Source organism: Lysobacter sp. Soil_C_15 (genome assembly GCF_057657315.1).
In genome coordinates this window covers 1-21,569 of sequence record NZ_JBDGIR010000001.1, presented here as the reverse complement: position 1 = coordinate 21,569, position 21,569 = coordinate 1, and the positions used below count along the sequence as shown (strand labels likewise).

The following is a 21,569-nucleotide window of genomic DNA, read 5'->3' as shown; positions in this document are numbered from 1 at the left end:
GTTCTGCGCAGGCCGGCCGGTTTCGCCGGCGGCGCGGGTCTCGCTGGCGCGCCTCAGTCCAAGCCGATGCGACGACCGGACGGGCTCAGCCCAGCCATTGCTCGACCAGCGGCGGCACCACTGCGGCGGCGTTGCCCTCCAGGAGCCGATAGCCGCGCGGGATCTCCTGCGGCTCGGGCGAGACGAACCAACGCTCGGCCGAGAACGGCGCGTGGGCGACCAGTCCGGCGGCGGGGTAGACGCTGAGCGAGGTGCCGATCGCCAGCACCTTGGCTGCGGTGGAGAAATGGGTTTCGGCCTCGTCCATGTAGCGCACCGCTTCGCCGAACCAGACCACGTCCGGACGCAGTTGGCTGCCGCGCTCGCAACGGTCGCCCAGTTCGATGGTCGGGCCCTTGAGCGGGTAGATCCGCTCCGGCAGCGCGGTGCTGCGCGCCTTGAGGATTTCGCCGTGGACGTGGACGACCCGGCTGGACCCGGCGCGCTCGTGCAGGTCGTCGATGTTCTGGGTGATCACCACCACCTCGTACTTCTCTTCCAACCGGGCGATGGCGCGATGGGCGGCGTTGGGCCGAGCCGCCAGCACCGCCTTGCGGCGTTCGTTGTAGAAGCGCAGCACGGTGGCGGGATCGCGCTGCCAGCCCTGCGGCGAGGCGACTTCCTCCAGCCGGTACTGATGCCACAGCCCGCCCATGTCGCGGAAGGTCTTCAGGCCGCTTTCGGCGCTGACGCCAGCGCCGGTGAATACCACGATCTTGTCTTTCATCAGGCTCTCTTGCCGGGCGGCCGGGGCGGCGCCCAGGCGCTTGGGCGATCGGATTTCAACTATATCGCCGCCCGGCGCATCTGCTGTTGCGCGGCCGGGCGGCTGCAGGGTGCGGGGTGCGGGAACGCCGCGGCCGCGACTATCCTTCGACTCGGGCAAGACGGGAGAGCAGCATGAGCAAACGCGCCTGGAGCGCAATCCTCGGCCTGTGGCTGGGCGCGGCCGCGGCGCCGGCCTTGGCGGCCGCGCGCGTCGCCACCGCGCCGGCCTGGGCGGTGCGCGACGTCACCGTGATTCCGGCCGACACCGGCGAAGTGCTGCGGCATCGCACCGTGCTGATCCGCGACGGACGCATCGCCCGCATCCTCGACGCCGGCGCGGCGCTGCGGCCGCAAGACGGCGAGGTGGTGGACGGGCGCGGCAGATACCTGGTGCCCGGCTTCGTCGACGCGCACCTGCATCTGGCCAACGAGGGCGCGATCCGCGCCAGCAAGGATCCGGCGCTGGCCGGCCTGCCCCTGGGCGAGGGCCATCGCTACGACCGCCGCATCCTGCTGAACCTGCTGCGCGCCGGCGTCACCGGCGCGGCCAACCTCGGCGGCAGCGCGGCCAGCGACGAGCATCTGCTGTGGCTGCGCGACGAGATCGCCGCCGGGCGCATGCCGGGGCCGACGCTGTACGTCGGCAAGCGCATCAACGGCCCGCGCGCGGCGGTCGCGGTCCGGCCCGAAGGCGCGGTGCCGGCCTCGAGCGTGGACGCGCCGACCGTCGCCGCCGACGGCATCGCCGCGGTGCGGCGGGCGCGCGAGCGCGGTTACGATTTCATCAAGCCCTATCAGCACCTCAATCGCGAGACCTATCGTGCGGTGGTCGAGGAAGCGCAGCGGCAGGGCATGATCACCACCGGCCATCTGCCCGAGCTGGGCTGCGCCGATTGCGCCGACCGCGATTTCGCCTTCGCCCATCCGCTGCGCAACATCGCCCACAGCGAGGAGCTGGCGCGTTACGCCCGCGTCGGCAGCGACCTGGCGCCGGCCGACATCGACGCGCTGGCGCAGGCGGTGGCCGCCAGCGGCGCTTCGGTCACCCCGACCCTGGTTACGCTCAAGACCATCGTCGCCATGTACGTGCAGCGCGCGGTGCCGGCGGTGCCTGGCGACTGGGCGCAGCGGGTCGATCCGGTCACCCGGCGCGAATGGAACCCGCCGGCCAACCGCTATCTGAGCGAGGCCTTCCGCGCCCAGGACGGCGCCGACAGCTTTTCCGCCGGCTACGACTTCGCCCGCGTGCTGACCCGGCAATTATGGAAGCGCGGGGTGCCGCTGACCGTGGGCACCGACGCGGCCCTGCCGGGGCTGGCGTTCGGCGTGTCGGTGCAGCAGGAAATGATCGAGCTGCGCGAGCTCGGCCTGAGTCCGGTCGAAGTGCTGCGCGCGGCTTCGATCAACGCGCACCGGCTGTTCGACCCGGCCCAGGGCCGCGGCGCGGTGCGCGAAGGCGAGCGCGCCGATCTGGTGCTGTTGGACGCCGATCCGCTGGCCGACATCCACCACGTGTCGCGGATCGCCGGTGTGTTCGTGCGTGGGCAGTGGTGGCCGAGCGAGCGGATCGAGGCGCTGCTGGCGCAGGATGCGGCGTTCGAACGCGATCTGGCCGAGCGGCTGGCGCCGCAGGCGAAGTAAGCGCAGGCCAGGGCGCAAACGCGATCCCCTGCCGCGCGCCCCCGCAGGGGCGTCGCGGCAGTGCCGTCCTGGCAGGGATCGCAAGCGGTGGCCGACGCGTTGCGGGCGGCCTCGGTAGATCAATCACGGGCGAAGCGGCGGTGAGCGGACAGCCGCGCAGCCGCGGATGTGCGGGACTGGGACGTCGGTCACGCAGGCGCCGGTCCGGCGACCGTCACGACATACTGCGCGGCGGCTGCGCATAATCGGTGCCGGGTCAACCAGGACTGCGGCGTGACGCGATTCGACGCCCTGCTGATCGATTTCGACGGCGTGCTGCGCCGTTGGCCGGACGACGATGCCGAACTGGAGGCCGCGCATGGCCTGCCGGCCGGCAGCCTGCGCCGCATCGCGTTCGCGCCGGAACGGGTCGGGCCCGCGGTGCTCGGCCGGATCAGCGACGAGCAATGGCGCGAAGGCGTCGCCCAGGACCTGCAGCGCGAGCATCCCGACAGCCAGGCCCGGCAGGCGGTCGCGCGCTGGTCGGCCGCGGTCGGCGAACTCGACCGCGAGGTGCTGGCCGTGCTCGATGCGTGCCGGCCCGAACTGCGCCTGGTGCTGGTCAGCAACGCGACCTCGCGGCTGCCGCGCGACTTGCAGGCGCTGGGCCTGGCGCAACGCTTTCATGCGGTGGTCAATTCCAGCGAACTGGGCCACGCCAAGCCGGACAGCTATTGCCTGCGCGCGGCCTTCGCCTATGCCGGCGTCGAGGCCGGCCATGCGCTGTTCGTCGACGACGACCAGGCCAACGCCGCCGCCGCCGCCGCGCTGGGCGCGCACAGCCATCATTACCGCGATCCGGCCGGCCTGCGCCAATGGCTGGAACAAAGCGGGGCCTTGTGCGCTCATGCGCAAACCCCGATCTGGCAGGCCGACGAGCGCTCCGCCAGCAACGACGCCGATCAGCGCAGCCAGCGCCGGCGCTGAACGAACGCCCGCCCGGCGCGGTCCGCGCCGGAAGCCGTTCGGCATGTCACGGGCGTTGGGGGTGGATCGTCGTATCCATGCAGGCGGCCGATGCCGTCGCACCGGCCGAATCTTCGGCCGGGCCGATCCGATTCGATCCCTCTCGCTAGCGCAAGGATTCTCATGAACGCTGTACCCACCGCTTCCGTCGTCGCTCTTCGCAACCCGGACGGCCTGTACGACCCGGCGCCGAACGGTTATTCCCACTTGGCCGAAGTGTCCGCGCCGGCGCGCTGGCTGTTCGTCGCCGGGCAGGGCGGCGAAACCGCCGATGGCGCGCTCGATCCCGATTTCCGGGCCCAGGTGCGTCAGGCGATGCGCAATCTGCTGACTGCGCTGGCCGCGGGCGGCGCGCAGCCGCGCGATGTCGCCAAGCTGACCGTGCTGGTGGTCGACCATAGCGAAGCGCGGCTGCACGTGTTCGGCGCCGAACTGGCGGCCGCGTTCGGCGAGCATCGCCCGGCCTGCACCCTGATTCCGGTGCCGCGCCTGGCCCTGGACGGCATGCTGTTCGAGATCGAGGCGCTGGCTGCGGTCGCGGCCTGATCCTGCCGGGGCGGCGTACAATAGGGCCACGGCCAGCGCAATTCCGCGCCGGGCCGCCCCCTCGCTCCCGTCGCGCCGCGCAGCTTCCGCTGCGTGGCGCCGAGGGCTGCACGCGAACCCATGCCCCGCCAGGAGGCCTCATGTTCAGAACCCCGGTGTACAGGAGCCCGACTTCCGATCGTTCGACGCCCAATGGCCCCGCCCCAGGCAGTCCGTTGCCCGGCGTCGCCGGCCTGCTGATCCGCGCCGCCGCCTTCGCCGCGCAACGCCACCGGCAGCAGCGCCGCCGCGACGCCGATGCCTCGCCCTACATCAATCATCCGATCGCGCTGGCCGACGTGTTGGCCAACGAAGGCGGTATCGACGACCCGGTGGTGCTGTGCGCGGCCTTGTTGCACGACACCCTGGAAGACACCGACACCACCGCCGCCGAACTGGAGGCCGCGTTCGGCGCGCGCATCGCCGCGGTGGTGGCGGAAGTCAGCGACGACCGCAGCCTGGCCAAGGCCGAGCGCAAGCGCCTGCAGATCGAACATGCCGCCCACGCCACGCGCGAGGCGCAACTGGTCAAGCTGGCCGACAAGATCTGCAATCTGCGCGATCTGCTGACCGCGCCGCCGCAGGCCTGGCCGGTCGAACGCAAGCGCGAGTATTTCGCCTGGTCGGCGCAGGTGATCGCCGGCGTGCGCGGGGTGCATCCGGGGCTGGAGCAGGTGTTCGACGGTCTGCTGGCGCGGGTGGGGGAGTTGTAGCGCTGCGCGAGGCGACGCCGATGGACGATGTCCTGCGCCCTCCCGGTCGCGGCTTGGGCCGCTCCTACAGGCGGTGGCGCGCCGTGCGATGCGAGCATGAGGACACGGCTAGACTGGCCGCCTACGCCCATTCCCCTCCCATCCTCTATTCCCGGCCCTTACCCCATGCCGAACCTGCAACTCTCTCCGATCGTCGCCGGCGCCTGGCGGATGCGCGACTGGAACTTCGACCTGGCCCAGCGCCAGCGCTGGATCGAGGCGGCCCTGGAACTGGGCATCGACAGCTTCGACCATGCCGACATCTACGGCGACTACTCGGTCGAGGGCATGTTCGGCGAGGCGTTGGCGGCCGCGCCTGGGCTGCGCGACCGGCTCCGCATCGTGACCAAGTGTGGGATCAGGCTGACCTCGGCGCAGCGGCCGCAGCACCGGATCAAGTCCTACGACAGTTCGCGCGAGCACGTCCTGGCCTCGGTCGAACACTCCTTGCGCGCGCTGCGCACCGACCGCATCGATCTGCTGCTGATCCACCGGCCCGACCTGCTGATGGACGCCGACGAACTGGCGGCGACCTTCGAGGCGCTCAAGGCCGCGGGCAAGGTGCTGCATGTCGGCGTGTCCAACCACAGCCCCTCGCAGTTGGCCCTGCTGCATGCGCGGCACCGGCTGGCGACGCATCAGATCGAGTGGTCGCCGCTGCACCTGGCGCCGCTGGACGACGGCACCCTGGACCAATGCCAGGCCCTGGGCCTGCGGCCGATGATCTGGTCGCCGTTGGCCGGCGGACGTTTGTTCGGCGGCGGCGACGAGCGCGCCGAACGGGTGCGCGCGGCGCTGGCCGAGTTGGCGCCGCGCTATGGCGGCGCCTCGGTGGCGACCCTGGCCTATGCCTGGCTGCTGCGGCATCCGTCGCGGCCGTGGCCGATCACCGGCAGCGGCCGCATCGAGGGCCTGCGCGAGGCGGCGGCGTCCCTGTCGATCCGCCTGAGCGCCGAGGACTGGTACGCGGTGTGGCAGGCCGGCGCCGGACGCGAGGTGGCCTGAGCCGCCTCGCCCGGCCGAGCTCGCTCAAGCCCGCCCGGTTTCAACTCCGCTGGGCTTCGACGCCCGCGGCGGCCTGCAGTTCCGGGGCGAAATCCTCGAACTCCTGCACCCTGCGCACCTCGATGATCTCGTTCGGCGAGCCGGGGCAGCGCTTGGCCCACTCGATCGCCTCCTCGCGCGAGGCGACGTCGATCATCCAGTAGCCGCCGAGGATTTCCTTGGCTTCCGGGAACGGGCCGTCGACCGCTTTCGGCTTGCCGCCGGCGAAGCTGACCCGGGCGCCGGTCGCCGGCGGGTGCAGGCCCTCGCCGCCGAGCAGCACGCCGGCCTCGATCAGGGCGTTGTTGTAGGCGGTCATCGCTTCGACCTGCTCGACGCTGGGCTGGGCGTCGGCGGCGGCGGTTTCGTAGCCTTGGGGAATCATCAGCAGCATGAAGCGCATGGGTGTACTCCGGTGAGGTTGGGTTGTCAGTGCGGCCCGATCGCCGCTCTTGCCTAGGCGACGAACCCAGGCTGCAAGGATCGACAGCGGCGGGGAAGTTTTTTTATTTTTCTTTGCGGCCGTCGCCGCCGCCGGTCCGTCGGGGGCGCAACGGCCGGGCTGGATCGCAGCGTTGCAGCCGCTGCGGTTGTAGCGTGCCTGCACCGCGCTCATGTGGCGGACGATCACGGCGAATTACCGCGCGCGCCACGACAATGGCCGCGCACCCGCAACGGCGACGCCGCTGCGCAACCAAGGCAACGAAGGAGAGGGCATGGAACTGGGTATGGTCGGTCTGGGTCGCATGGGCGCCAACATGGCCGAGCGCCTGGTGCGCGGCGGGCATCGGCTGGTGGGATTCGACCCCGGCGCGGCGGCGCGCGAACAGGCCGCCGCGCGCGGCATCGAGGCGGCGGGCTCGCTGGCCGAGTTGATCGCGGCCCTGCCGGCGCCGCGCGCGGTCTGGCTGATGGTGCCGGCCGGTGCGCCGGTGGATGCGACCCTGGACGCCCTGCTGCCGCTGCTGGCGCCGGGCGACACCGTCGTCGACGGCGGCAATTCGAATTACAAGGACACCCAGCGCCGCGCCGCGCGGCTGGCCGAGCACGGCCTGCACTATGTCGACTCGGGCACCAGCGGCGGCATCTGGGGGCTGAAGGAAGGCTACAGCCTGATGATCGGCGGCGAAGCGGCGGCGGTGGAGCGCTTGCGGCCGATTTTCGAGACCCTGGCGCCGGCGCCCGAACGCGGCTGGGGCCGGGTCGGCCCGAGCGGCGCCGGCCACTACACCAAGATGGTCCACAACGGCATCGAATACGGCCTGATGCAGGCCTATGCCGAAGGCTTCGCCATCCTCGGCCGCAAGGCCGAGTTCGGCCTGGACCTGGAGCAGATCGCGCAGATCTGGCGCCACGGCAGCGTGGTCCGCTCCTGGCTGCTCGACCTCAGCGCCGACGCCTTGGCCAAGAACCCGCGCCTGGACGGCATCGCGCCCTATGTCGAGGACTCCGGCGAGGGGCGCTGGACCGTGGCCGAAGCCATAGACCTGGACGTGTCCGCACCGGTGATCACCGCCTCGCTGATGGAGCGGCTGCGCTCGCGCGAGAAAGACTCGTTCGCCGACAAGCTGCTGGCGGCGATGCGCAATGAGTTCGGCGGCCATGCGCTGCGCAAGGAGTGAGGCTGGGACTCCGGACTCGGGACTCGGGACTCGGGACTCGGGATTCGTGGTTCGTGGTTCGTGGTTCGTGGTTTGGGATTCGAGGATAGAAGATAGATCGAGCTGACGATGGACATGCAAGCCGATTTCCCGCTTTGCTGTCCCGAGTCCCGAGTCCCGAGTCCCGAGTCCCGAGTCCCGAGTCCCGAGTCCCGAGTCCCGAGCCACGAGCCACGAGCCACGAGCCACGAGCCATAGACCAAGGTCGATCTGTGGCGCCGGGCAAGCCGGCTTCACACGTGCGGTCACGGCGGCCGTAATACGGGCGCGCTAGCCTGCGTTCGCGTCCGCCGCGTCAGCGAGCGGACGCCGTCGCCGCCCGCTTTCCGAATCCGCGAGTGTTCGCGCGTCCGTCTTGTGCGGTCGCGGGTGGAGCGTTGCGTGCGGCGGTCGCCTCCCCGTCCACTTCGGAGAACTCGCCATGCCCGTCTTATCGCGATCCATCCCGCGCGCGCCGTTGCGCCGTGGCCTGTACGGCCTTGCCTTGGCGTTGTCGGCCGCCTTGTTCGCCGGCAATGCCGCGGCTGCGCCGAACTTCCCGTTCGGCAGCCATCGCCAGCCTTATGTCGCCGGCACCTTGAGCCCCAGCGTCGGCCGCGCCGCCGCCGACCAGTCCACCGCTTCGTTCTACCGCACCTGGAAGCAGCGCCATCTCAAGCCGGGTTGCAAGAGCGGCGAATACCGGGTGGTGGCGAACACCGACGATGCCTACGTGGTTTCCGAAGGCCAGGGCTACGGCATGTTGATCACGGCGATGATGGCCGGCAGCGACGCCGAGGCGCAGGCCTTGTTCGACGGCCTGCACCGCTACAACCGCAATCACCGCAGCGAGATCGATCCGGACCTGACCGCCTGGGCGCAGGATGCTTCCTGCCGCAACGTCGGCGGCACCGCCTCGGCCACCGACGGCGATCTGGACATCGCCTATGCCTTGTTGCTGGCCGATCGCCAGTGGGGCTCGGCCGGCACCGTCAATTACCTGGCCGAGGCGAAGCGGACGATCGCGGCGATCCGACGCAGCAACATCCACCCGACCACCAAGCTCACCCACCTCGGCGACTGGGTCGATTCGGGATCGCCCGTCCGCTACAACGGCAGCCGCAGCTCGGACTGGATGATGGGCCACTTCCGCGCCTTCGCCTCGCGCCTGGGCGACAGCTACTGGACCGGCGTGCTCGATGCGCACCAGGCCGCGCTGGCCGATATGCAAAGCCGCTACGCCGCAGGCACCGGCCTGGTGCCGGACTTCGTCGTCGATACCCACACCCGCGCGCGGCCGGCGCCGGCCGGGTTCCTCGAAGGCGATTACGACGGCTATTACTCCTGGAACGCCGGCCGGGTGCCGTGGCGGATCGGCATCGACGCCGCCGCCAGCGGCGATGCGCGCTCGCGCGCCGCGGCGCGCAAGCTCAGCCAGTGGATCCGCGCCAAGACCGGCAACGACCCGCTGCGGGTGCGCAGCGGCTACAAGCTCGACGGTTCGGTGGTGGAGAACTACAACAGCATGTTCTTCACCGCGCCGTTCGCGGTCGCCGCGACCGTGGATCCGGACGGACAAGCCTGGCTGGACCGGTTGTGGAACCACATGGCCACCAGCGGCGCCGGCGACTACTACGGCGACAGCGTGCGCCTGTTGTCGATGCTGGCGGTATCGAACAACTGGCTGCGGCCCTGAGTACGGCGGCCGGGGCGGAGCGCTCCGCCCCGGCCGAATCGCGGCCAGGCATGACTTTGCCGATCGTGGCGCCAGACCCTATGGAGTGTGTCGCTAGTCGCGGTTAGGATCGAAGCGCCACCGAGGGACGGTGGCGCCACCATCCACGGACACGCCGGGTCGCTGCAGCGACGGACCGGCCGCGGCGTTCGCGCCGCCACAGACGAGGCAAAGGAACCATGCGCAAATTCGTACTGACCCTGATTCTGGCCGCGGCCTGCACCGGCGCCGTTGCCGCGCCCGAGCGCACGCCGTTCGACGCCCAGGCGGTGATCTCGCAACAGCAGCAGATACGCGCCGATATCGAAGCCAAGCGCGGCGTTTACGGCAAGCTCGATATCGCCACCCGCCAGGAAGTGCGCGAGCGCCAGGACCAGTTGCTGAAGCTGTTGGACGGCCGCAGCTACGAGCAGCTGAGCGCCGAGGAACAGGATCAGGCGCGCTTGAACATGGCCTGGATCGAATACGCCGGCAAGCAGGACGACGACCGCCTGGTCTGCGAGCGCATCCGCACCACCGGCAGCAACCGGGTCGAGCGGGTGTGCAAGACCGTGGCGCAGCGGCGTGCGGAGAAAGAGGCCAGCAAGAACAATGCCGATCAGATGCTGCAGAGCCGTGCGGCCTCGCCCTGCGGTCCGGAAGGCTGCCAGTAAACACCCGCGCCGGCACCCGGCCGGCCGGATTGCCGCGATGGCGCATTCGTGCCATCGTCGCTGCGGTTCGCGATAAGGGGCTTGCCCGCATGATCGGAACGGCATCTACCTGGCGCGTCGCCGGCGCACTGCTGGCGGCGGCGCTCGCCGCCGGCTGCGCCACGGTGCAGCCGGCGCGCAATCCGCTGGCGCAATGGCAGGGTTCGCCCAACCACAATGCGCGCAAGGCGCAGCTGATCGTGCTGCACCACACCCAGATGGAGAGCGCCGAGCGCGCCTTGCGCACCTTGCAGACGCGCAACTCGCAGGGGCCGGTCAGCGCGCACTATCTGATCGGCGAGGACGGCCGCATCTACCAACTGGTCGCCGACGAGGCGCGCGCTTGGCACGCCGGGGCCGGGCGCTGGGGCGAACTGACCGATCTGAACTCGGTCTCGATCGGGATCGAGCTCGACAACGACGGCAGCGAGCCGTTCGCGCCGGCGCAGATCCAGAGCCTGCTGCGGTTGCTCGCCGATCTCACCTCGCGGCTGGGCATCCCGCGCCACGCCATCGTCGCCCACGGCGACCTCGCGCCCGGGCGCAAGAGCGACCCGAGCGTGCTGTTTCCCTGGCCGCAGTTGGCCCAGGCCGGTTACGGCCTGTGGCCGCGCGAACCGCGCGCCGAGCCGCCGCCCGGCTTCGACCCGTGGGCGGCGCTGCGCCTGATCGGTTACGACCTCAGCGACCCCGCGGCCGCGCTGGCCGCGTTCCATCGCCGCTATCGCAGCCACGAGGGCCGCGAGTGGCAGCCAGAGGACGCCGCCGTGCTGTACGACCTGCAGCTTCAGGCGATGGCCTTGCCGGACGGCGCGCCGGCGCCGCGCTGAGCCTCAGGCCACCGCCACCGCTTCGATCTCCACCAGCCAGCCGGGGTTGACCAGGCCCGCTACCTGCACCCGCGTGCGCACCGCCTTGTGCGGCTGCGCGGCGGTGCCGAACCACTGCGCATAGGCGCGGGAAAAGCCTTCGCTGTCCATGCGTCCGCCCAGCGCCGGGTCGCCGACCAGATAGACCCGCAACTGCACCAGATCGCCGATGCCCAGCCCGAGCCGCTGCAGGCTGCGTTCGATTTCGCGCAGCGTGCCGTCGGTCTGGGCATAGGTGTCGCCGAAGGCGGCGATGCTGTCGGGCGGAGCCCGGGTATCGATCACCGGCGGCGTATGCCCGCTGAGCAGCAGCAGACGGCGGCCGGCCGGCACGGTGGCGCCGATCAGGAAAGGCAGCGCGGCGCCGGAACCGAGCAGGGCGTCGCCGGCCTGCGGGCCCTGCGCGTGGCCGTGTTCGAACTCGTGCCGTTGCAGCGGCTCGGGCGCATCGCGCTGCGGCATGACGGGGACGGCGGGCGGCGGCAGGTTCATGCGGCCGCCTCGTAGGGCAGGGCGGTGCGCGCATCGCGCAAGGCCCGCGCCCACCAGCCCAGCCGCGCGAGCAGCACGCCCATGGCCTCGTGCACGGCCTGCGGTTCGCGCAGTTCGCCGTCGGCGCCGAACAGGCGCCGCGCGTGCATCAGGTGCACGCAGTCGCGTAGGGTGGTCGCATGCAGTTCGCCGTAGACCTGGCGCAACTGCTCGACCGCGCGCATCCCGCCGGAGCTGGCGCCGTAGCTGACGAAGGCCACCGGCTTGGCCCGCCAGGGCTCGTAGCAGGCGTCGATCAGCGCCTTCAGCGGCGCCGGGTAACCGTGGTTGTACTCGGGCGTGACCACGAGGTACGCATCGGCGGCGTGCAGGCGTTGGCGCAGCTGTTGCAGGCGCGCCTCGTCGTCGCGCAGCGAGGGCCCGCCCAGCGGCCAGTCGCGCGGGTCGATGCGCTCGACCGCGTAGCCGCCGTGGCGCTGGATCCTGCGCTGCGCCCAGTCGACGACCACGTCGCAGAACCGGCCCTCGCGGGCGCTGCCGTAGATCAGCGCCAATCGGATATCGAAGTTCATCGGAAGTTCGGTTAAGGAACACCCGCGCAGGCTAAGACCTCAGCTTTGGTTGAGGTCAAGGGGGCTTCAGGTCAAGGGCGGCTTCGGCCCGGCGGCGCGTTCGGGCGGGGGGCGCCGTCGGCGCGAGTACGACGCCCATGGCTGCGAAGACGCGGCCGCGCTGCGCGCGCGGCCGCATCCGGGCGCGGATCAGGTGGCCGGCGCGCGGCGGAACTTGTAGATCACCGCGCCGATCGCCAGCGCGATCGCCGCGGCGATCAGGTTCTGGGTGCTGGCGCTGGCCAGCAGGCCCAGCGACAGCACGATCGCCGCCAGCGGAATCAGCGGGCCGCCGGGCAGGTGCAGGGCGCCTTCGCGGCCGCGATGGCGCTTTTGCAGCACCAGCACCGACACCGCGGTACCGATATAGGTGCACAGCCGCGCCACCACCGACAGCAGGGCCAGTTGCTTGAACGAGCCGGTCAGCGCCAGCACCAGGGCGATCGCGCCGAGCAGCAATACCGCCCGCGCCGGTGTGCGGAAGCGCGGGTGGATCGCCGACAGGGCGCGTGGGCCGTAACCGTCCTGGGACAGGGCCAGCAGATAGCGCGGGCCCATCATCACCGTATTGCTGTTGGTGCCCAGGATCGAGATCGCCGCGCCCACGGTCAGCACCAGCGCCAGGGCGGTGCCGCCGAACTGCGCCGAGGCCTCGGCCAGCGGACTGGTCGACTGGGCGATGCCCGGCAGGGTGCCCAGCGCGACCAGTTGCACGCTGAAGTAGATCACCGTGACCAGGACGATCATGGTCAGCAGCGCGAACGGCACGTCGCGGCGCGGATTGCGGTACTCGCCCGCGGCGGCGGGCAGGTTCTCGAAACCGGCATAGGCGAACAGCAGCAGCAAGGCGGCCTCGCCGAGGTGGTCGACCGGCATCGGCGCATCGCTGCGCAGCAGGCTGGGATCGACATAGAACGCGCCCAGCACCACGAACAGCAGCAACGGCAACAGCTTGCCGATCGCCAGGGCAACGCCGGCGCGGGCCGCGGTGCGTACGCCGAGCACGTTGATCAGCACCAGCAGGCCGAGCGAGCCGGCGACCACGAACACCCGCGCCGCGCCTTCGCGCGCGGCCGGCCAGAACAGCCCCACCGCCTCGGCCAGGCCGTTGCTGAGCGAGGCCGCGGTGGAGATGCGGGTGACCAGCAGCATCCAGCCGACCTCGAAGCCGGCGAAGGGGCCGAAGGCCTCGCGCGCATACAGATAGCCGCCGCCGGGCTGGTCGAAATAGCTCGCCGCCTGGGCGTAGCAAAGCACCAGCAAGGCCACCGCGAAGCCGGCCAGCAGCACCGCCCACAGGCTGGCCGGGCCGAGCAGGGCGGCGGCGGTGGCCGGCAACAGATAGATGCCGCTGCCGATCACGTCGTTGATGGACAGGCCGACGATCTGCCAGCGGCTGACCGCGCGGACGGTGCCGGGACGGCCGTCGTCCGAGATCGGGGCCGCATCGGCGGCGGGCAGGGACGAATCGGGCGCGTGCGGCGTCGGCTGGCTCAAACGATGGTTCCCCTCGCTCGTGGCGGATGCGGCCAAGGCTGCGAAGGAGCGCAGGCGTGCCGGTTCCGCCCCACCTTAGAGCCTGCGGGCGGCGCCTTTCAATCCGCACTGCGGCATCTGCGCCCAACCGCGGGGCATGAGCCCGACGCCGGGCCGGTTCGTAAACGTTGTGTTGGGTTCAGCGCGCCCGCGCGCCCGGCGGGGCGTCGAGCGCGCAAGCGGTCACAGTTCGGACGCGGGCGCTAGCGCGGATCGCCGGGCAGGGGGTTAAGGAATCGTCGCAATTCGATTCGCGGCGGCGGCGCGGTTCATCCAGGCGACGGCAGTGTCGAGACGCGCACCGCAACGGCGCGCACCGAACGGCGCTTCGCGCCGTAGCCAGGATCTCGAACGGAGGTAGACCGCACCATGAAGATCGATACCCGCACTCCGCTGTACGCCTTGGCCGTGTTCGGCCTGCTCGGCCTCACCGCCTGCGCGAGCAAGGGCGAGACCACCGACGCGCCGGCCGCATCGAGCACGCCGCCGGCCGCCGAGGCCGCACCGGCCGATGCGGCCACGACCCCGCCGCCGGCCAGCGGCGACGGTTCCGGCACCTGAGTGCGAGGCGACGGGGCGGTGCGCCGTGCCGCCCCGTCGCATGAAGGGCTTGGACTGTGGCCGCGAGGCTGAACGCTTTCGGCCCCCGGTCTTCGCGATCGTGAATGCCGCGCCCATGACATGACCACCGGCGCTGGCGCGGCGGCCGCTGCGGCCTAGAATCGCGCCCCATGAGCGCACGTTCCGCCCCTGCCGTTCCCGCCGTCCTGATCGCCGTGCTGGCGCTCGCGGCCTGGGCGCTGCCCGGCGCGGCGCAGGCGCGCACCGTGTACCGCTGCGTGCGCGACGGCAGCGTCAGCCTGGCCACGGCGCCGGAGCCGGGTTCGCGCTGCGAGCCGCGCGAGATCCCCGACGATGCGGTCAAGCTGCCCAACCTGTGGGGCGAGATGGGCGTCATCAACGGTTCGCTGTACGAACGCCAGCAGGACGGCAAGACTGTCTACAGCACGCGCAAACTGCCCGGCTCGGTGCGGGTGATGGGCTTCACCGTCGAAACCCCGCCGGGCGAGCCGGCCCATCCCGGCCTGGGCAAGGTCGGCAAGCCGCAGACCGACAAGTTCACCGGCCAGTTCCGCGCCGCGGCCCAGGCCAACGGCCTGGACGACGCCTGGCTGCGCGCGATCGCCCACGCCGAAAGCGGTTTCGACGCCAAGGCGGTGTCGAGCAAGGGCGCCCAGGGCGTGATGCAGCTGATGCCCGAGACCGCCAAGGAATACGGCGTGACCGATCCGTTTTCCTCGGCCGAATCGATCGCCGCCGGCGCGCGCCACCTCAAGAGCCTGATCCGCCGCTACAAGGGCGACCTGACCCTGGCGGCGGCGGCCTACAACGCCGGCATCGGCACCGTGTCGCGCTACGGCGGCGTGCCGCCGTACCGCGAAACCCAGGACTACATCGCCAAGGTGCAGGCCTTGCACCAGCTGTACCGGCTGGCGCTGGGCACCGGCAAGCCGGCGCTGCGCGCGGCGCAGTGAAAGCGAGGAAATGGCGTAGACAAGCGAGGAGCGAGCGCAAGCTATTGCTCACTTCTCGCTCCTCTGCGCTCGCTTCTGCTTACAACGGGGTAAGCCGCAGCAGCCGCGCATTGGTTCCGTCTTCCAGCAGCCAGACATCGCCGTTCGGGCCTTGCTCGACCTCGCGGATGCGCTTGCCCATCGCGTAGCGTTCGGCCTCGGCCGCGCCGCTGCCGCTGAACGTGACCCGGATCAGGGCCTGCGAAGCCAGGCCGCCGATCAGGCCGCTGCCGTTCCAGGCCGGGAAGCGGGTGCCGGAGTAGATCACGAAGCCGGCCGGCGCGATCACCGGCGTCCACCACTTCTCCGGTGCGTTGAGGTCCGGGCGGGTGCTGTGGCGCGGGATCGGCGTGCCGTCGTAATGATCGCCCTGCGAGACCAGCGGCCAGCCGTAGTTGCTGCCGCGCTCGATCAGGTTCAGCTCGTCGCCGCCGCGCGGGCCCATCTCGTGGGTCCACAACCGGTTCTGCGAGTCGAAGGCGATGCCGAGCAGGTTGCGATGGCCGTAGGACCACACCGTCGCCGCAACGCCGCCGCGGCTGTAGAAGGGGTTGTCGGTCGGCACGCTGCCGTCGTCGTTGAGGCGGATGACCTTGCCGAGCGGGGAGTTCAGGTCCTGCGCCGGGTCGAACTTCTGCCGCTCGCTGGAGGTGATCCACAGCTTGCGGTCGGGGCCGAAGGCGAGGCGATGCCCGTAGTGGTTGCTGCCGCTGAGTTTGGGTTGGCGCCAGATGATCTGCTTCTCGGTCAGCCAGGCGCCGGTGGCGCCATAGCCCAGCTTGGCCCGCATCACCGTCGCGCCGGCGGTGCCGGTGGTGCTGCCGCGCTCGGCGTAGCTGATGTAGATCAGCTGGTTGGTGGCGTATTGCGGATGCAGGATCACGTCGCCGAGTCCGCCCTGGCCGCCGTAGGCCACCGCCGGCGTTCCGCTGACGGTGATCGCGCTGCCGCCGATGGTCTGCAGCTTCAGCACGCCGCGCTTCTCGGTGACCAGCAGGCGGCCGTCGGGTAGGAAGGTCATCGCCCAGGGTTCGTTGAAACGCGCGACTTCGGTGGCGGTGAACGGCGGCGCCTTGGCCGCGTCGGCGCCGGCTTCCTGCGCGAATGCGGCGGCGGAATGGACCGCAGCGACGGCGGTGGCGCCGAACAGCGCGGCGAAGCAGACGGTGGAGAGCATCGAGCGTTTCATTGCGGATCTCCGTGTTCGATGGCCGGGTCGGGGTGGGAAAGCCGGCCGAGATTGACATCGAACAAGGTCCGGTCTTGCGACCGGTTCTGCAGTTCGCGGCGCAGGCGCGGGCGCAGCGAGGAAACGCAAACGCGATCACGCGCGCAATGCGGACGCGGCGCTATGCGGACGTTAGCGCGGTGCGCGCCGCGGCGCGGCGCGAGGCGAATGGCTCAAGGCGCGCGGCTCAGGCCAAGGCCTTGGGCGCGTCGAACGGCAACAGCTCGGCGCCGGCGGTGCGCGCGAGCACGCTCGCTTCGGCTTGGGTCAACAGCTCGCGGTCGCCGTCGATGACCACCAGGATCCGGCCCTGGCGGATCTGCTCGTCGAACTTGCGCCGGATCGGGTCGGGCAGGGCCGAGCCCATCAGCGCCGAGGCCCAGCAACCGACCATCGCGCCGGCGGCGGCCGCCGCCGCGGCGCCGGCGATGGTCAGGCCGATCGGCGTCACCACCACCGCGACCAGGCCGGCGAGCAGGCCGGCCGCGCCGCCGTAGCCGGCGCCGCGCAGCGCCGCGGGCATCAGGTCGGTGTCGGCCTCCTTGCGCTCGTTCGGAATCGATTCGAGCTCGATGTCGGAACGGGCGATCAGCAGGATGTCGTTGTCGTCCACGCCGGCTTGGCGCGCGGCGTCCATCGTCGCCTGCGCGGTGGCCAGGTCGGGCGTGCTGAACACGTGGCGGGTCTTCATCTCGGTCTCCGGACACGAGTCGCTGCGCCGTCGTCGCGTCGCGGCGGACGCGGTTCGCCCGGAACCGGCACGACGGCCGATGCCGGTCCGGGCCGTACTGTCATCAGCATCCGCCGCGCTCGGTTAGCGCGGGGTGAGCGAGGCGCGGCAGGCGACGAACGGTGCCGGTGCCGGTGCCCGCGGCCGGGTGAGCTTCGTCACTGGACGCTGCGCGGCGGTCGTCGCATGCTTTCGCCGCGTTCCGTCGCGACCCGTCCGCAGGAGATCCGCCATGTTGCCCGGCGTCGAAGTCCAATGCCCATACTGCGGCGAAGCGATCGTGCTGCTGATCGACGACTCGGCCGGCGACCAGCGCTACATCGAGGACTGCCAGGTCTGCTGCCGGCCGATCGTGGTCGATGCGCAACTGGACGAGGACGGCGAACCGCAGGTGACGGTCCACGCCGAGGACGAAGCATGACGGTCTTGCTCGGGGCTCGCAAAACGCGGTTGCGGCCGCACCTGCGCGGGCGCTGAGCCGATGGCGTCGAATACGCGTGGCGGCCGCGCCGGCGCCGCAAACCGATCCCGCGACGCGCAGCGCCTGGATGCGCGCGCGCTCAATCGCGCCCTGCTGGCCCGGCAAAGCCTGATCGAGCGCAGCGACGAATCGCCGCTGGCGATGATCGAGCGCCTGGTCGGATTGCAGGCGCAGGCGCCCAATCCGCCCTATCTGGGGCTGTGGACGCGATTGCGCGAGTTCCGCCTGGAACAATTGAGCGAAGCCATGCAGGCGCGGCGGGTGGTGCGCGCGACGATGATGCGCGGCACCTTGCACCTGGTCAGCGCCGCCGACTACCGCGCGCTGCGCCCGGCGCTGCAGCCGATGCTGCAGCGTCTGTCTTTGCAAAGCGGCCATGCGCGCGCCTTGAACGGGCTCGAGCTGGCCAGCGTGCGCGAGGCCGGGCGCGCCGCGCTGCGCGGCACCGCGCTGAGCGCGAAAGCGCTGGGCGAGGCGCTGCGTGCGCGCTGGCCCGGGCACGACACCGGCGAACTCGCCCTGCTGGTGCGCGGCGCCGAACCGGTGGTGCATGTGCCGCCGGCGGGAATCTGGGACGAGCATGCGCCGGCGCGTTTCGCCCTGGCCTCGGACTGGCTCGGCACGGTCGTCGACGAAGACGGCGGCGACGAAGCGGCCGATGCCCTGTTGCTGCGCTACCTGGGCGCCTTCGGCCCGGCCAGCGCCCGCGACGCCGCGGTCTGGTCCGGCCTGAACGGGACTCGCGAGCGGCTGGAGCGGCTGCGCCCGCGGCTGTGGAGCGGGCGCGACGAGGCCGGCATCGAGCTGTTCGATCTGCCCGAGGCGCCGCGCCCGGATCCGTCCCTGCCGGTGCCGCCGCGGCTGCTGCCGGAGTTCGACAACGTCCTGCTCGCGCATGCCGAACGCGCGCGGATCTTCGATGCGCAGCGGCGCGGCGCGATCTTCACCCGCAACGGCCTGGTCGCGGCGACCTTTCTGGTCGACGGCTTCGTCGCCGGCACCTGGAAGCTGCAGCGCAGCGGCGATTCGGCGACGGCGACGATCGCGCCGTTCGCCTCGCGCCTGCCGAGCGAGGTGCGTGCGGCGCTGGAACGCGAGGCGCTGGACTGCATGGCGGCGGCCGCGCCCGAGTGCGCGCGGCATGAGGTGCGGTTCCTCGCCGCGCAGGCGTGAATGCCCGAGTTCGTAAAGGTTGTGTTGCGTTCAGCCGCCAGCGCAGGCCGCGAACGCGGCAAAGCTGCGCGCAGATCACGGTTTGACGGCCGCAACGCGGCCTGCGCTGCGCCGGCCTAACGTCATTCGCCGGGGCTGTGGTTAAGCCAACGTAGCTTTAACGGTTACGGCGTCCGATCGGTTCAGAACCGTCGCGGCAAGGTGGACCCCGTGCGGCAGGCGCCCACGGCGGACTCCACGCCACCGGCCGAGGGCCGCGCGATCCGCATCCCCTCGAATGCATTCCTTTGTCGTATCCCTTTCAATAAGGAGACTCCCATGACCCTTCATTCCCGCAAGTCGCTGCTCGCTGCGCTGGCCGTGGTCGCTTCGCTGTCCGCGCCGCTGGCCATGGCCCAGACCGCACCGACCGCGAGCGATGCGGCGTCCCCGGCGACCGGGGCCCAGAGCGAGGCGGCCACTGCCGCCGAGCCGGCCGCCGCGCCGCAGAAGAAGAGCTGGTCCGACGTGGACGGCGACAAGGACGGCAACCTCAGCAAGAGCGAGGCTTCGGCCGTGCCGGCGCTGGGCCAGGTCTTCGACCAGGCCGATGCCGACGCCAACGGCTCGCTGACCCCGGACGAATACAAGTCTTACGTCGCCAAGGTCCAGTCCAACGGCGGCGGCGCCAGCAAGAGCGGCGGCTGACCCCGCTGCCCTTGGGGGCAGGTTTTCCTGCGTTGTGTGTGTAAGGGCGGCCTTCGGGCCGCCTTTTTTGTGTTCGAGCCGGGCCGTCGGGGGCGCCGCGGCCGGGACCTCGCCCCTCGAGCGCGGAGAGGGGGGCGGCCGGATCGACCGTCCGGCGCGAGTTGCCAACGAAATCAAGGCCCAACAGCGGACGGACGGCGGGCGAGACCCAGCTGGAATGATGAATTCTTCAGGCTGTCTCGTCGTTCATTGAGTTAAGTGACGCAGTCGACATTCAGGCGACGAGCGGTCGCCTTTTACATCGGCATTGCGCGCAGGCTGTTTTTCATCGGCAATGGCAATCGGCCTCAAGGAGGCGGATCGTTGCACGGAAAATGAGCGCTATATCATATTTCTGAGGCCGAAGGGCCTCGCCAGCGCTCGAATTGCTCCGTGCCGTCCGACTGGGCCCGATTCGGAAAGCCGAAAGGCGCTTCCGGTGCGGAGCGTGCTGCCTGTCAAGGAAAGAGCGCGATACGGGTCCCGGGGGGAGGGGGTATGGCTCGTGGCGAATCTGAGTGCCCGTTCCTGATTTCTTCGTTCATGCGGCCGGCCGTCCCCGAGAGGGGGCGGTGCGCGCGTATGGGCGGCAGTGGGACGGGGCGGTCAAATTTGAGACACGAGTCTCAAATTGGCGAGAATTGTGACGGAACTGACACTTTGGGGCAGTTGCCGTCAGGAGGACTGGTATCGGCATCACCAGTTTTCCGAAATGAGAACGGTGGCACGGTTTTTGCGTTCGCAGCCTGCATGGCCACGGCCTTTTTTCCCGATTTGTCGGATCTGCCTGTTCAGACAACAGGACGACAGACCGGGCCGGACGACGCAGCGGGTGCTCCGCGAGCGGCCTCCGGCACGGGCAGGGGAGTGGGGAGCGGTTTCGGATCTTCTGAATCAGTTGAGTGACACGTCGCCTGCCCCAGAGCTCGGGGCGCGGCGACAACCGGGGAGTAGACAGCGTGATCGCCAAATTCCAAGCCCTCGCGACTGCGGTGAGCCGTCGCCTGATCATGCCGGCAGCGGTCGTCGCGACCCTGCTGTTCTCCTCCGGACCCGTGGCGGCGCAGACGGCCTCCAATACCGCGACGGTGCAGACGCCGACCGGCGTGACCGACCCGACCTGCAATGTCGCCAATCCGCCGTGCAACAGCGCGACCGACAGCGATTCGATCAGGCCGATGTTGACCCTGGTCAAGACGGTCACCAACGACAATGGCGGCACCGCGGTAGCGACCGCCTGGACGCTGACGGCCAGCGGGCCCACTCCCACTTCCGGCGCCACCGGTTCGACCGGAGTGACCAATTTCCCGGTCGACCCGGGTACTTACACCCTGTCCGAAACCGGCCCCAGCGGCTACACCGCCACTCCTTACAGCTGCGTGATCAACGGCGGTGCGCCGGTCTCCGGCAATTCGCTGACCCTGGCCTTTGGCGACGTCGCCACCTGCACCATCAACAACAACGACCAGCCGGCGACCCTGACCCTGGTCAAGACGGTGACCAACGACAGCGGCGGCACGGCGACGGTGAGCAACTTCCCGCTGACCGCGAACGGCCCGACCACGATCACCGGCGTCAGCGGCACGGCGACGGTGACCAATGCGCCGGTCAGCGCCGGCGTCTACACCCTGAGCGAAGCCAGCGTGGCCGGTTACACCGCCGGTAGCTGGAGCTGTACCGCGGGCACCTTGTCGGGCAACAGCCTGACTCTGGCCAACGGCGTCAGCGCGACCTGCACCATCGTCAACGACGACATTCCGCCGACTCAGACGATCGCCAAGACCATGGCCAATGCCGATAACGACGGCAGCGGCACCGTGTCCTTGGGCGATGTGCTGACCTACACGGTCACCGTGACCAACACCAGCACGACCACGAACTTGAACAACGTGGTGGTGAGCGACAGCAAGATCACTCCGACCGGTGGCACGACGCCGTGCGCGAGCGTCGCGCCGGGCGGCACCTGCACCTTGATCGGTACCTATACGGTGACCGCAGCCGATGTAACCGCAGGCAATGTCGTCAACACCGCGACGTCGACGAGCGCGATCTGCCCGGCGGGCAGCACCGACCCGGCCTGCACCACGACGGTGACCACGCCGGTGACCCCGCTGAGCCAGAGCCTGAGCAAGGCGCTGACCGGCAACGCCGACGAAGACGGTTCGGGCACGGTGAGCCTGGGCGACACGCTGACCTACACGGTCACCGTGACCAACACCAGCGCCAGCGGCAACCTGACCAACGTGGT

22 protein-coding genes are annotated in these 21,569 nt (G+C 70.5%); 15 read left to right on the top strand and 7 right to left on the bottom strand.

The features are described 5' to 3' along the window. Nucleotides 1–85: 85 nt before the first annotated feature. Complete coding sequence (locus tag AC3A57_RS00110; RefSeq protein ID WP_487577001.1) at nt 86–766, bottom strand: SIR2 family NAD-dependent protein deacylase; 681 nt, start codon at nt 764–766, stop codon at nt 86–88. A gap of 173 nt (nt 767–939) precedes the next feature. Here AC3A57_RS00110 and AC3A57_RS00105 point away from each other — a divergent pair, with 173 nt between their 5' ends. The 5 genes from AC3A57_RS00105 (at nt 940) to AC3A57_RS00085 (ending at nt 5,795) form a co-directional block, all read left to right on the top strand. Further along, nucleotides 940–2,448 (top strand): amidohydrolase family protein, encoded by a 1,509-nt coding sequence (locus AC3A57_RS00105; RefSeq protein WP_487577000.1) that lies wholly within the window; start codon nt 940–942, stop codon nt 2,446–2,448. Between the two features lie 273 nt (nt 2,449–2,721). Continuing rightward, the gene (locus AC3A57_RS00100; protein ID WP_487576999.1) at nt 2,722–3,414 is read left to right on the top strand and encodes an HAD family hydrolase; all 693 of its coding nucleotides are present in this window, start codon (nt 2,722–2,724) and stop codon (nt 3,412–3,414) included. 162 nt (nt 3,415–3,576) lie between these two features. Further along, a complete protein-coding gene (locus AC3A57_RS00095) occupies nt 3,577–3,999 on the top strand; it encodes a RidA family protein (RefSeq protein WP_487576998.1) in 423 nt (140 codons plus the stop codon). A 140-nt stretch (nt 4,000–4,139) separates the two neighbouring features. Further along, on the top strand, nt 4,140–4,751 hold the full coding sequence (locus AC3A57_RS00090) for an HD domain-containing protein (RefSeq protein ID WP_487576997.1): 612 nt from the start codon (nt 4,140–4,142) through the stop codon (nt 4,749–4,751). Nucleotides 4,752–4,916: 165 nt separating this feature from the next. Beyond that, the gene (locus AC3A57_RS00085; protein WP_487576996.1) at nt 4,917–5,795 is read left to right on the top strand and encodes an aldo/keto reductase; all 879 of its coding nucleotides are present in this window, start codon (nt 4,917–4,919) and stop codon (nt 5,793–5,795) included. A gap of 40 nt (nt 5,796–5,835) precedes the next feature. Here AC3A57_RS00085 and AC3A57_RS00080 read toward each other — a convergent pair whose 3' ends face one another. Next, a complete protein-coding gene (locus AC3A57_RS00080) occupies nt 5,836–6,237 on the bottom strand; it encodes a YciI family protein (protein ID WP_487576995.1) in 402 nt (133 codons plus the stop codon). A 211-nt stretch (nt 6,238–6,448) separates the two neighbouring features. Between AC3A57_RS00080 and gnd the strand changes: the two genes are divergently transcribed. From gnd to AC3A57_RS00060, 4 genes are all read left to right on the top strand, one after another. Continuing rightward, nucleotides 6,449–7,456, top strand: a complete 1,008-nt coding sequence (gnd, locus tag AC3A57_RS00075; RefSeq protein ID WP_487576994.1) for a phosphogluconate dehydrogenase (NAD(+)-dependent, decarboxylating) — start codon at nt 6,449–6,451, stop codon at nt 7,454–7,456. Between the two features lie 460 nt (nt 7,457–7,916). After that, the gene (locus AC3A57_RS00070; RefSeq protein ID WP_487576993.1) at nt 7,917–9,170 is read left to right on the top strand and encodes a family 8 glycosyl hydrolase; all 1,254 of its coding nucleotides are present in this window, start codon (nt 7,917–7,919) and stop codon (nt 9,168–9,170) included. Between the two features lie 218 nt (nt 9,171–9,388). Next, the gene (locus tag AC3A57_RS00065; protein WP_487576992.1) at nt 9,389–9,862 is read left to right on the top strand and encodes a hypothetical protein; all 474 of its coding nucleotides are present in this window, start codon (nt 9,389–9,391) and stop codon (nt 9,860–9,862) included. Between the two features lie 89 nt (nt 9,863–9,951). Then, nucleotides 9,952–10,731: an N-acetylmuramoyl-L-alanine amidase gene (locus AC3A57_RS00060; protein WP_487576991.1), complete on the top strand. Its 780-nt coding sequence runs from the start codon at nt 9,952–9,954 to the stop codon at nt 10,729–10,731. Between the two features lie 3 nt (nt 10,732–10,734). On the opposite strand, the gene AC3A57_RS00055 is transcribed toward AC3A57_RS00060, so the two are convergent. The 3 genes from AC3A57_RS00055 to AC3A57_RS00045 all read right to left on the bottom strand — a co-directional run bounded on the left by AC3A57_RS00055 (nt 10,735) and on the right by AC3A57_RS00045 (nt 13,310). Further along, the gene (locus AC3A57_RS00055) at nt 10,735–11,262 is read right to left on the bottom strand and encodes a RidA family protein (RefSeq protein WP_487576990.1); all 528 of its coding nucleotides are present in this window, start codon (nt 11,260–11,262) and stop codon (nt 10,735–10,737) included. Next, a complete protein-coding gene (locus tag AC3A57_RS00050; protein ID WP_487576989.1) occupies nt 11,259–11,834 on the bottom strand; it encodes an NADPH-dependent FMN reductase in 576 nt (191 codons plus the stop codon). Before AC3A57_RS00050 ends, AC3A57_RS00055 begins: the two co-directional genes overlap by 4 nt. A gap of 189 nt (nt 11,835–12,023) precedes the next feature. After that, nucleotides 12,024–13,310, bottom strand: a complete 1,287-nt coding sequence (locus tag AC3A57_RS00045) for an APC family permease (protein WP_487577693.1) — start codon at nt 13,308–13,310, stop codon at nt 12,024–12,026. A gap of 468 nt (nt 13,311–13,778) precedes the next feature. Between AC3A57_RS00045 and AC3A57_RS00040 the strand changes: the two genes are divergently transcribed. Both AC3A57_RS00040 and AC3A57_RS00035 read left to right on the top strand, forming a co-directional pair. Then, nucleotides 13,779–13,970, top strand: a complete 192-nt coding sequence (locus AC3A57_RS00040) for a hypothetical protein (protein ID WP_487576988.1) — start codon at nt 13,779–13,781, stop codon at nt 13,968–13,970. A gap of 170 nt (nt 13,971–14,140) precedes the next feature. Beyond that, nucleotides 14,141–14,944, top strand: coding sequence for a lytic transglycosylase domain-containing protein (locus AC3A57_RS00035; protein ID WP_487576987.1), 804 nt, complete (start codon nt 14,141–14,143; stop codon nt 14,942–14,944). 79 nt (nt 14,945–15,023) lie between these two features. Here AC3A57_RS00035 and AC3A57_RS00030 read toward each other — a convergent pair whose 3' ends face one another. Both AC3A57_RS00030 and AC3A57_RS00025 read right to left on the bottom strand, forming a co-directional pair. Continuing rightward, nucleotides 15,024–16,172, bottom strand: a complete 1,149-nt coding sequence (locus tag AC3A57_RS00030) for a PQQ-dependent sugar dehydrogenase (protein ID WP_487576986.1) — start codon at nt 16,170–16,172, stop codon at nt 15,024–15,026. A gap of 226 nt (nt 16,173–16,398) precedes the next feature. Further along, nucleotides 16,399–16,902: a hypothetical protein gene (locus AC3A57_RS00025; RefSeq protein ID WP_221669960.1), complete on the bottom strand. Its 504-nt coding sequence runs from the start codon at nt 16,900–16,902 to the stop codon at nt 16,399–16,401. Nucleotides 16,903–17,173: 271 nt separating this feature from the next. On the opposite strand from AC3A57_RS00025, the gene AC3A57_RS00020 reads away from it, so the two are divergent. The 4 genes from AC3A57_RS00020 to AC3A57_RS00005 all read left to right on the top strand — a co-directional run. Further along, the gene (locus AC3A57_RS00020; protein ID WP_487576985.1) at nt 17,174–17,362 is read left to right on the top strand and encodes a CPXCG motif-containing cysteine-rich protein; all 189 of its coding nucleotides are present in this window, start codon (nt 17,174–17,176) and stop codon (nt 17,360–17,362) included. Between the two features lie 60 nt (nt 17,363–17,422). After that, the gene (locus AC3A57_RS00015; protein WP_487576984.1) at nt 17,423–18,595 is read left to right on the top strand and encodes a winged helix DNA-binding domain-containing protein; all 1,173 of its coding nucleotides are present in this window, start codon (nt 17,423–17,425) and stop codon (nt 18,593–18,595) included. A 318-nt stretch (nt 18,596–18,913) separates the two neighbouring features. Next, nucleotides 18,914–19,282, top strand: coding sequence for an EF-hand domain-containing protein (locus AC3A57_RS00010; RefSeq protein ID WP_487576983.1), 369 nt, complete (start codon nt 18,914–18,916; stop codon nt 19,280–19,282). 998 nt (nt 19,283–20,280) lie between these two features. Continuing rightward, the coding region (locus AC3A57_RS00005; RefSeq protein ID WP_487576982.1) for a DUF7507 domain-containing protein at nt 20,281–21,569 on the top strand (1,289 nt) is incomplete at its 3' end.